10 protein-coding genes are annotated in these 11,498 nt (G+C 39.2%); 3 read left to right on the plus strand and 7 right to left on the minus strand.

Translation table 11 applies throughout. The features are described from left to right. The first annotated feature begins 146 nt into the window (after positions 1-146). The gene (locus V7112_RS17120; protein ID WP_335422003.1) at positions 147-836 is read left to right on the plus strand and encodes a universal stress protein; all 690 of its coding nucleotides are present in this window, start codon (positions 147-149) and stop codon (positions 834-836) included. 90 nt (positions 837-926) lie between these two features. Here V7112_RS17120 and V7112_RS17125 read toward each other — a convergent pair whose 3' ends face one another. Next, positions 927-1,490 (minus strand): tyrosine-type recombinase/integrase, encoded by a 564-nt coding sequence (locus V7112_RS17125; protein ID WP_335422005.1) that lies wholly within the window; start codon positions 1,488-1,490, stop codon positions 927-929. Between the two features lie 245 nt (positions 1,491-1,735). Here V7112_RS17125 and V7112_RS17130 point away from each other — a divergent pair, with 245 nt between their 5' ends. After that, on the plus strand, positions 1,736-3,949 hold the full coding sequence (locus tag V7112_RS17130) for an outer membrane protein assembly factor BamB family protein (protein ID WP_335422008.1): 2,214 nt from the start codon (positions 1,736-1,738) through the stop codon (positions 3,947-3,949). 280 nt (positions 3,950-4,229) lie between these two features. Here the strand turns inward: V7112_RS17130 and V7112_RS17135 are convergent, their stop codons facing one another. From V7112_RS17135 to nagZ, 3 genes are all read right to left on the minus strand, one after another. After that, entirely contained in the window at positions 4,230-6,263 is a 2,034-nt protein-coding gene (locus tag V7112_RS17135; RefSeq protein ID WP_438823908.1) for a catalase, read from the minus strand. 211 nt (positions 6,264-6,474) lie between these two features. Further along, the gene (locus V7112_RS17140) at positions 6,475-7,023 is read right to left on the minus strand and encodes a cupin domain-containing protein (protein WP_335422012.1); all 549 of its coding nucleotides are present in this window, start codon (positions 7,021-7,023) and stop codon (positions 6,475-6,477) included. A gap of 529 nt (positions 7,024-7,552) precedes the next feature. After that, entirely contained in the window at positions 7,553-9,262 is a 1,710-nt protein-coding gene (gene nagZ, locus V7112_RS17145; RefSeq protein WP_335422015.1) for a beta-N-acetylhexosaminidase, read from the minus strand. 364 nt (positions 9,263-9,626) lie between these two features. Here nagZ and V7112_RS17150 point away from each other — a divergent pair, with 364 nt between their 5' ends. Beyond that, positions 9,627-9,815 carry a DUF4177 domain-containing protein gene (locus tag V7112_RS17150; RefSeq protein WP_335422017.1) on the plus strand — a complete coding sequence of 63 codons (189 nt, stop codon included), beginning with the start codon at positions 9,627-9,629 and terminating at the stop codon, positions 9,813-9,815. Positions 9,816-9,879: 64 nt separating this feature from the next. On the opposite strand, the gene coaA is transcribed toward V7112_RS17150, so the two are convergent. From coaA to V7112_RS17165, 3 genes are all read right to left on the minus strand, one after another. Next, positions 9,880-10,803, minus strand: coding sequence for a type I pantothenate kinase (gene coaA, locus V7112_RS17155; RefSeq protein ID WP_335422018.1), 924 nt, complete (start codon positions 10,801-10,803; stop codon positions 9,880-9,882). A gap of 62 nt (positions 10,804-10,865) precedes the next feature. Further along, positions 10,866-11,306: a YczE/YyaS/YitT family protein gene (locus V7112_RS17160; RefSeq protein ID WP_335422020.1), complete on the minus strand. Its 441-nt coding sequence runs from the start codon at positions 11,304-11,306 to the stop codon at positions 10,866-10,868. Then, complete coding sequence (locus V7112_RS17165) at positions 11,303-11,485, minus strand: hypothetical protein (RefSeq protein ID WP_335422023.1); 183 nt, start codon at positions 11,483-11,485, stop codon at positions 11,303-11,305. The genes V7112_RS17160 and V7112_RS17165 overlap by 4 nt, the downstream gene beginning before the upstream one ends. Between the last annotated feature and the right edge of the window lie 13 nt (positions 11,486-11,498).

Here is an 11,498-nt window from a genome sequence, read left to right on the forward strand (position 1 = left end):
CGCCAAGGGTATTTAATTAGGTGGTGTGTTAAATGTAAGCCCGGCTAATAAAGGGACTTTCTATAAGGATTCCTTATTTTCTAGGTATTTATGAAACGGAAATTGGCTAGGCCAATGATTTCACATCAACTCTGAGGTGAGTAATAATGAAAATGATAAAAGAACGTATGGACGAGAGTATTCTTGTCTGTGTCTATTATGGGCCAAATGGTGAACGTCTGATCCAACGTGGTTGCAAGATTGCAAAAATGCTAGATTGCCCACTTTATATCCTAACCGTTGATCCAAAGCCTTTCGATGATCTTGACCCTGAAAAGGTAAATTACATTACTAGATGGAAAGAACTAGCTGAGCAACATAGTGCGGATGCGTTTATTATTAAAGACAATGAAAAAAGACCAATTTCAAAAGTAATTGCAGATGTTGCGAGAGAAAAAAACATTACCCAAATTATACTCGGTCAAACCGCCCAAAGTCGTTGGGAGCAAATCGCAAAAGGCTCGATTATAAACTCACTATTAAAAGAAATTCCCTTTGTCGACCTTCATATTATTTCAGTTGCACGTTATCTCAAAAATACTGAAGGACAATTTGAAAAAGGTGTTCGTGCATATCTAGTAAAAGAGGATAATGAATATCGTCTTATTTTTAAACATACAAGAGATGTTATCTACGAAGGAATCTTTTTTAAAGAATTCGGCACAGACTTTAATAACGGTATTTTTAAATTTATGAAAGACCAGAAGACTTTACAGGTCCAAGTAAATGATGATATCGTAACTGATTTTACAAATGTAGATATGCATACAAATATAGATGATGATAACTTTTTATAATACCTCCACCTCCATGGTGGGGGTTTTTTAGGTCAAAACAATGTGGGTCACAAAGACGTTGCGCTCTTAGTCTTTGATCCGCGAATAAATTTATAAATTCACATCTACTTTCACTAAATTCTGCTCTTCCTTGTTAATTCCGATATATTTGAATGTCTCTGATGGGGAATGATGGTTATAGATGTCCATTAAGATGGATATCGCAATTCCTTTTAGATAGGCGTGATAACCAAATGTTTTCCGAAGCGTATGCATGCCGACTTTACCAGGAATCCCAACCTCTTTTGCAGCATGATTGATGATCCGATAGGCCTGTTGTCTGGAGATTGGCTGGTTATCCTTTTTTGATTTAAATAAAAAGTCACTGCCTTTATATTCTAGAGTTTCTAAATACTCACTCAGTTCATTCTTTATCATATTGTTTAAATAATAAGCTTTTACTTCCTCGCTTGTTGCATCCTTTACATATAGGAATTCTTTCATTCCCGATTCATCCCACACGTCCTCAACACGTAATGAGAGTAAATCACTTACCTTTATCCCAGTATTTATCCCAAATACAAAAAGCAATAGATCTCTTTGGGACTGCTTTTTTAATACAGCTTTGATGTCATTTATTTTGTTGACGTCCCGAATTGGATCGACAAACTCCATCCGTTTATCCTCCTACTAATGTTACATAACTTAAAAATAACACAGATTAAGTAACCATGACAACAGTTTTGCTTACAAATTCATTGAAGAAAGTTTTCCCTGTTTCTTTACAAATATGATTAAAGCCTGAAATCCCCCCTCAACTTTTATCTCAATAAAGGATTATTTTACTTAATGGAGGGTAAATTATAAAAAATCTTTTTAACATTTATCACCATTATCACTATGGAAAGGGGTTTTATGGTATGGGTAAGTTTGGATGGATTATCATCGGCTTGCTACTTGTACTCGCCATCGGGGCTGGTGTGATTATTTCACAAAACATCGGTGAAGAAGAACAGACCAAGCAAGGCGTTGAAAACCAAGAAAAAGAAAATCAGGTAGACAATGATAAGCATTTCTCAGTACAGCACAAGGACTATCCTGGGAAAATAGCTCCTAAATTTTCAGCGGATGAGTTAACTGCAGCACCGGCAGGAGATTGGATCACGAACGGTGGTAATATTTTTAATGGAAGATACTCTCCGTTAGATAAAATCACTAAATCAAATGTAAAAGGATTAAAAGCTGAATGGGTCACAAGTCTTGGCTCTGGCTATGAGTTCAAATATTCAGGTGAAGCAACGCCGATTGTTTATGATGGGGTTATGTTCACGATTACAGGAGCTAACGATGTTCAAGCCATTGATGCCAAAACGGGTGAATTAATTTGGGAATACCGTCCTGAATTAGCAGCAAACTTAGATACCGTATGCTGCGGCTGGACAAGTCGCGGTGTAGCGTTAGGTGACGGAAAAGTATTTATAGGTGCTTTAGATGCAAGATTAATTGCCTTAGATCAAAAAACAGGCGAGTTTATTTGGGAAGCTACAGTGGAAGATTGGAACAAAGGTTATACCATCACGAGCGCACCTCTTTATTATAATGGGATGGTATATACGGGGATTGCCGGAGGTGAATACGGTATCCGTGGGTTTGTTGCCGCATATGATGCAGACAAGGGCAAAGAGATTTGGAGAACCCACACCATTCCAGGTCCTGATGAAGTTGGACATGACACTTGGCCAAAGGACACCGATGCTTGGAAAAGAGGTGGTGCAGCTGTATGGCAAACACCAGCCATCGATCCTGAATTAGGTCTTATCTATTTCTCTACTGGTAACCCGTCTGCAGACCTTGATGGAAGCACTCGTGAAGGGGATAACTTATTTTCCGATTCCGTTCTAGCATTAGATGCAAAAACGGGCGAATACAAATGGCACTTCCAAGAAGTACACCACGATATTTGGGATATGGATGCTCCTAACCCAGTCGTTTTATTTGATGTTGAAATGGATGGGGCGATGCGAAAAGGAATTGCACAAGCTGGAAAAACGGGCTGGGTCTACATATTGGACAGAACAAACGGGAAGCCGCTAATTGGTATTGAAGAAAAACCCGTTCCTCAGGACGAAAGACAAAAGACAGCCGCAACCCAACCTTTCCCTGTGGGTGATGCATTCGTACCACAAGAAGTAACAGAAGAAGATATCAAAAAGGATTTTCCTGATGACTGGAAAGGCACAATTGGTAAAATCTTCACCCCATTCTGGGACGAATTTGTTACATTAAAACCTGGCCCACAAGGTGGAGCAAACTGGCCACCTTCCGCCTATAACCCAAATACTGAGCTTTTTTACTTATTAGCAAATGATACGTATTTCTCATTCTCACATCATGAAGGTGATGAGGCCAATAATTACAAAGAAGGCGAAGTATGGCTCGGAAGTGTATGGCAGCCAGTAAAAACGGCACCTGGTCGTGGTGTTGTTACAGCAATGGATATTAAAACGAATAAAATTGTTTGGCAGAAACATTGGGATACAATCGCTTATAGTGGGTTATTAACCACAAAAGGAGATCTCTTGTTCGCAGGTCATAATGATGGCCGAGTAATCGCCTTTGATGCAACGAATGGGGACGAATTATGGGAGTTTAAAATGGATGCGGGGGCAAATGCACCTCCAATCACATATGAAATTGATGGGAAACAATATATCTCTATTTTCGCTGCGGGTAACTCACTTGCTGGAACTACCCATGGTGACAAGATTTACACATTCAGTCTAGAAGGTGCCTATACATCGCTAGAAGATATACCTGAAGATAAAATTAATAAATCACCAACAGCAAACGAACCTTCTGCTACCGATAAGAAGCAAGATGCAGAAGAAGGAAATAAATCAACTGCACATGAGGGCGCGGATGTTTATAAAAACAACTGCTTAGCATGTCACGGTGACAATGGTGAAGGTGGTCACAATGGGCCAAAATTAATGAATAGCGACTTTGTTAAAGACACTGATAAATTAATCGAACAGATCAAAAATGGTAGTGCCGGAATGCCTCCATTTAAGGACCAACTTGATGATAATCAAATTAATGCATTAGTTGAGTATTTACAGGGGCTTGGGAAATAATATCTAAGGGAATCGTCATTTGGACGATTCCCCTTTTCTTTTCCAAATAAATTAACTTCCCCTGCACATATTTTTAGAAGATGTACCAATTAGTTCCAATCCAACTACCAAGGTTGTAATGAATCAAATTATTGTAGAATCTGAGTATTTTTTCGGGGTTGCACAGACGACTTTGTATCAGAGATAATTATTAATCGGCCGTTCAATAAATACCAAAAAGGAAGGTTATCTTCTGAAATTAGAAGAAACCTTCCCAATAACATCTCGATACAAGAAACTACTAAACTAGTTCTCTCTGCCAAAACCGATGCCTTTTTACAGCATTGATAAAGTCCTTCGTGAACTGCCCCTTACTGTTTGCCACAACGACACCCGGAGCGTTTTCAATGCGATTCACTTCTAGCCATTTCTCCCCTTCTCCCATTGCGCCAATTGGCTTATAATGTGTGAAGGCTTCGTGAATAAAGTGCGCCGCATCTTTATTAAACGTCTTACTCTTTCTACTTCCTCTTACCATAAGTACCGCATCAAATAGTACCGATTCAGTTGTTAAAAAGGTATGGTCAACCTTAAGCTCGGTACCATCAGACCCTTTAACAACACCTAATTTTTCACTAATGATTTCAGGTTGTAAACCATTCGCTTTCAATTCATCGAGTACATTTTTTACATCTGGACCATTAAAACCATCCGTAAGAATAACGGCAACTTTTCTAGTCATCTGGCTGAATTTTGTATTGAGTTGACTAAGGGCAGGAGAGGACTTTTTTACATTCGATCCTCCACCTTTTGGTGGATTCACACCTAGATAATCAGCTATTTCAGTTGCCAATCCAAGGTTAACATTCGCAAACATATCTACCACCTGCTGCTGAACAGATTTACTCTGAACTTTGCCCAACTCAAATTGAAAAGCATGGAGAATATGTTCTTTTTCAGGCTTACTCATGCTATTCCAAAAAAGAGTCGCTTGTGAAAAGTGGTCCTTAAAGCTCTCACTTCTCGCTTGAATTTTTCGTCCTTCAACCTTTTCTTGGTAATGAGCAAATCCGCCTTCTTCCACGCTTGCAGGTGAAGGTGTATTTCCCGCCAATGAATTTTTGTGATAGCTCACTTTGCCCACATTAATCGTTTGCCGGTGATAGCCATCACGCTGATTATTATGAAATGGACACACCGGGCGGTTAATCGGAATCTCATGGAAGTTAGGTCCACCAAGTCGGATTAACTGGGTATCGGTATAAGAGAATAATCGTCCCTGCAGCAACGGATCATTTGTAAAGTCAATACCTGGCACCACATTTCCCGGATGAAAGGCAACCTGCTCAATTTCCGCAAATGCATTATCCACATTTCGGTTTAACGTCATCTTTCCAATGATGTGTACTGGAACATCTTCCTCTGGCCAAATTTTAGTGGCATCTAAAATATCAAATTCAAATTTAAACTCATCTTCTTCACCAATAATTTGCACACCTAATTCAAACTCAGGGAAATTCCCTTTCTCGATGTTCTCCCATAGGTCTCGGCGGTGGAAGTCAGGGTCCTCTCCAGAAATCTTTTGCGCTTCATCCCACACAAGAGAATGTGCGCCAAGTTTGGATCTCCAATGGAACTTAACAAAATGTGATTTGCCTTCCCCATTTACGAAACGGAAAGTGTGAACTCCGAATCCATCCATCATCCTGAAGCTTCTTGGAATTGCCCGATCTGACATCAGCCACATGATCATATGGGCGGTTTCTTGGTTATTCGCGACAAAATCCCAAAATGTATCGTGGGCAGAGGATGCTTGTGGAATCTCGTTGTTGGGCTCCGGTTTGATTGCATGCACCATATCTGGGAATTTAATCGCATCCTGGATAAAAAAGATCGGTATATTATTACCGACTAAATCATAATTACCTTCTTCCGTGTAAAATTTGGTTGCAAAGCCCCGCACATCTCGAACCGTATCAGCTGAACCTCGTGAGCCTACGACTGTAGAGAATCGAACAAATACCGGTGTTTTTACAGTCGGATCCTGCAGAAACTTTGCTCTCGTGTACTGCTTCATACTCGTGTTGTACACCTGAAATTCACCAAAAGCCGCAAAGCCACGAGCATGAACAACCCGTTCAGGAATTCGTTCATGATCAAAATGCGTCATTTTTTCACGAAAATGAAAGTCCTCCATAATGGTGGGGCCACGAACTCCTGCTTTTAAAGAAAATTCATCATTCGATACCTTTAATCCTTGATTTGTTGTAAGTTTTTTGCCTTTATCATCCACACGGAATTGGTCTAACTGCTTATCCTTGCTGTTTCTGTTCATCTCACGCTCATCACTCAATTTGAAACGCCTCCTCTCTCGTTACATACTATGAAAAGCCGTATTCGGTTATTCTTTATTAAAGTTTCTGTAAAAGGATTTGGCATGGCTTCAATTTCTGAATAAACTCCTATAAAATATGGGCAGAGTTTTTGGCTCTGCCCATTTTAGCTGGATAAAGTGACATATGTTTTTTCGCACATTGAAATTATGCTCAATGATGCTCGTGTTTAGCTTCCTTTTTCGTCTTTTGAACTGTGCCGAATGGGTGGTTTGGTGGCCCGTAAATGGTATACAACTTTAACGGGATGTGACCTGTATTGGTTAAATTATGCCAGGTACCAGCCGGTACGAAAATAGCCGAGTCTTCATTGACCTCGCGCACAAAGTCCAAATGGTTTTTACTATTCCCCATTTGAACAATGCCATGCCCTTGTTCAATACGCAAGAATTGGTCAACATGCGGATGCATCTCCAGCCCAATATCTTCACCAACATGGAGACTCATTAAAGTCACCTGCAAGTGGTCACCAGTCCAAATCGCAGTACGATACGTATTGTTTTGTTTTGTAGCTTCATTAATATTGACTACATATGGCTTTTTCCCATGGTCTCTTAAACTATGTTTTTCTCTTTGATCATAACCCCAATGATTCCATTGATGCATAGGTACATTCATATAATATGGATGATGGTGGTGATGATGGTAATACGGTTGATGGTGGTGATGGTAATATGGATGCACATAAGGTACATAATACATGTCTTCGGGATCCCTCCACAATTTGATAAAATATCCTATGCACAATTGATAGGGAAGGTACCTAAATTTTCGTGGGTCAGAGGGTACCTAAGCCGACTTGACTTGCTACTTTTTTGTAAATAGTGTGATTAGGAAGAACACAACGAAACTCACAAGATACACAATCGAACCCAAAATCAAAAACCGCACCCTATTCTTCCTCATTTCCTTCAACGCCAACTCATCTTCATTCCTCCAAACTCAGGACAATATGTCCCCACGTGATAGCCTTATTTTATAAACGGTGTGTGAACAGACATTGAACTGGTGATTACAAATAGGGGAGAGGATAACATCCATTCTGCCCCTAGAGAGCAAAAAACGACACCCACTTAAGGAAGGACACCTACCTTTCATTTCGCCCCAATAATAACAGGGCATCTTATAATGGAATGCCCTGTTTAAAACCCTAAAAATTTGTCTTACCTTTACATTTTTGCGTAAAAAATAGAGGCAGCTCTATTCTTGAATAGAACGAACCCCTTCCCTACTATCTAGAAAGCACTCGTTTGATTGCTTGGTTCAAAGAATCGATTTTCACTGGTTTTACGGGTGAATCACTTAATTTATATTTTTCTTTTAGGTGTAGGATTCTTGCCACGCTTTCATCGATTCTCTTCTCAGAAATTTCTCCGTTTGCGATTGCATTTTTGATCGCATTTCGGACTTGGACCACTTTGTTATAATCATGTGCGACCATGACAATGTCGCTGCCTGCATTTATGGACTGAACCGCTGCCGCACCAATATCATAGTCATTGGTAATTGCTTTCATGAAAAAGTCATCGGTGATAACCACACCATTAAAACCTAGTTCATTACGCAGAATATCCGTGATAATTTTTTTTGACATGGACGACGGAAAGGTTTTATCAAGAGCCGGAACTAAAATATGGCCAATCATCACCATGTCTGCACCATCATTTACAGCGTCTCGAAATGGGATGAGTTCCAGACTTTCAAGCTCGGCACGCGTTTTATTTACCTTAGGCAACTCTAGATGGGAATCAACTAATGTATCCCCGTGTCCTGGAAAATGCTTGACTGCAGAAACAATTGATTGCGATTGCAGACCTTTCATTGTTTGAATCCCTAGAATACTTACTATCTCCGGATCACTGCTAAAAGAACGGTTCCCAATTACAGGGTTATTCGGGTTACTATTAACGTCAAGTACTGGGGCAAAATTTACATTAAAACCAAATGCATGTAGCTCTTCTCCAAGGACTTTTCCGATTTCAAATGATAGAGTTGGATCATTTATTTTTCCAATATCTAGATTGGTCGGAAAATCAATTAATCCTCCTGGCAGCTTCGAGATTCGTCCGCCCTCTTGATCAACACCCAAAAACAAAGGAATATTTCCTTGATTTGCTTGCTTGATTTTATTCAAATAGGTTACAGTTTGTTTCGGATTTACTAAATTGTCACCATTAAAAATGATACCCCCGATATGGTATTTCGTAACTAAATCATTCATCTTAGAATTCATTTTTGTTCCTGAAATTCCTGCAAATATCATTTGGCCAATTTTTTCGTCTAAGCTTAGTCCTTCATTCTCATCGGCCGTTTTTTGAATTTCTGTTACAACAGAAATATGATGAACAGTCGGATTAGGCTTTTGCTCAGTCGACCTTGGTAAAATCCACTTCAACTGAAAATCGGGATTCACTTGATAGATTAAGATCATTTGGTTCACATTTTCATCTTGATAATACTTAACCTCATCTGGTTCATCCATTATATTTTTTATATCCTCAAAATGAATGGTAGTTAATTCAGAATGGTAAGATCGAATATCGAAAGCAAGCTGATCCTTGATTCCTATTGTCACATCATGGTCTGGATAAACCGCGAAATCTCCAATCGTCGTTTCATCAACTGTTTGTGGTTTACCCCAGTGGCTCTGAATTTCCTCAAATTTCGTCTGTCCGGCTTTAAAAGGAGCATGTGAGACTTGCCCTGTTTTTGCTAATGAAATAATTTCCTCAACCCGCTCAATGGAATGCATTTCGTCAGAAGGCTGCTCCTGGTCTTCCTTTATTTCATCACTTTCATCTTGCTGAACGGATTCCTCACTAGGAGCAGTCTGTTCATTTACTTGACTTTGATCCTTTTTAAAATTGAAATATAGTAGGCCACTCATTAAGACAATGGAAAGTATACCAATCAAACCTATAAGCAATCCCTTTTTGTACATAGGCTACCTCCCCAATTTTTTTCTAATATAAAATTAGACTCCAATTTATCAGAAAACGTTACGTAAGGAACGTTTGAACAATTCTGTCCAACACTCGTATTCTTTCCAAAATCATAAGATCTACTTAATGCAGATTATAGAAAGTCATTATTACCTCGAAATATGGAAATCGGGATCTTTTGAAAAGCTGATGAGAATCGGTATTTACTTGACATGGAATGGGAAAGAGGGACAGGTTCGACGTCCCAAGTACAGTTGTAGGATGGAGGTAGATTCGTGATTTTTTCTATCAATTTAAAAAGTGAAACCTTTTTTTAGATAAATCGTAATACTAATATAGTTTAATTTTTTTGAGGTGCAGCCAATGTATGAATACAAATTTATTAAGTTAGTTGTAAAAGGAATTCTGGAATCTAAGCCTGAGCAAGATTATCATGAGATTATTCATGAACATGCAAAAGATGGATGGAGACTTGTACAGGTACTAACTCCCCCAACCGGCCCTTCAGGTGCTGCAACATATTTCGAACTAATTTTTGAGAAACACGTTTAAAAAGCATGGTCTGAACCATGCCTTTTTCTGTATAATAAACCGAAGTCTCGGACAGGGAACCATTCTAAAATTTCTTCAGATAGACTTTCTCCATTAAGTGCTCCCGGCCTTTTTTTAGTACGATTTTGGCCCGGCGACGTGTAGGCAGGATGTTTTCCCGTAAATTTTTTGCATTGATTTCTTCCCAGATATCGGTTGCTGTTTGGATAGCTTCGTCCTGTGACAAAGTCGTGTAACGGTGGAAATACGACATTGGATTCTGGAAAGCTGTTTTTTGCAGCATCAGAAATCGTTCAATGTACCATTTCTTAATATTCCGCACATCCGCATCAATGTAAATGGAAAAATCGAAAAAGTCACTGACGAATACAGAATGGGATTTGCTGACTTGCAGGACGTTAATCCCTTCCACAATTAAAATATCTGGTTGATTAATCACTTCAACTTTATCTTTCAATACATCATACGTTAAATGGGAGTACAGCGGTGCTTCCACTTTCGGTTTGCCGGATTTCACTTTCATCATAAATTGTATTAATTTTTGAGTATCATAGCTTTCGGGAAACCCTTTTCGACTCATAAGTCCCTTACTTTCTAAGGTCGCATTTGGATATAAGAATCCATCGGTTGTAACTAATCCTACTTTTTTATGGCTATCCCACCGCGATAATAGAGTTTGAAGTACTCTTGCTGCGGTACTCTTGCCAACTGCAACACTTCCCGCAATACCAATAATATATGGAACCTTTTTAGCTTTATAGTCTAAAAAGGAATTGGTTACCCCTTCTAGCTTTTGCGAAGCTTCCACTTTTAAATTAATTAAACGAGTCAATGGTAGATAGATTTCTTCTACTTCTTGAAGTGAAATTTCATCATTTATACCTTTAATGCTCTCAAGCTCTTCGGCAGTCAACAATAACGGAGTTTTATTGCGCAATTCCGCCCACTTGTCTCTATTAAATTCAATATAGTTTGTTAACGGATTCATATTCATTACCTCAAATTTAGATTCACTTCATTTTATCAAATTGTAGTTAGTTTGAGTACCTTTTAAAAAGAATGAGTCGCGTTCGACACCTGCATAATTCTCTTCATTCTATTATTTACAACCTGAATAATTTTACCTAATAACAATGCGATAACTAAAGTACCAAGCCCTACAGGACCTCCTAAAACAAACCCGAGGAAGGCACCTGTAATTTCAATGCCCATTCTCACGCTATTGAAACTCAAGCTGAACCGACTGCTTATCGCCACCATCATTCCATCAATTGGCGTCTTAGGCAAATTCGCCTCCATATAAATGCCAATCCCGATTCCCGCAAACACGAGTCCAATTGCGAAACTGACAACCTGTAGCTCCCAAGACGATGAAAAATCGACATTCCCTAAAACAATATAAAACCAAACATCTACAAAAACACTCCGAATGAAGATTGGAATAACCGATTCAATTCGCAGTCTCGTCTTTTCAAGAATCCAAGTAATCACTGTAAAAGTGGCCTGAGATAAAAAATTGACCATGTTCCAATCGTCAATCCTAACTGATCGGTCAACCCTACAGCCACCGTATCCCATGGTCCTGCCCCGATTAATGAGCGAATAATTAAAGCAATCCCTAGAGCAGTAAGGGCGAGTCCCCCGAAATAAATACCAATGCGTTTTGCCATGTTGCACCTCAAT

It is taken from the genome of Bacillus sp. JJ1566, from assembly GCF_036962685.1.
Classification (GTDB): domain Bacteria; phylum Bacillota; class Bacilli; order Bacillales; family Bacillaceae_L; genus Ferdinandcohnia.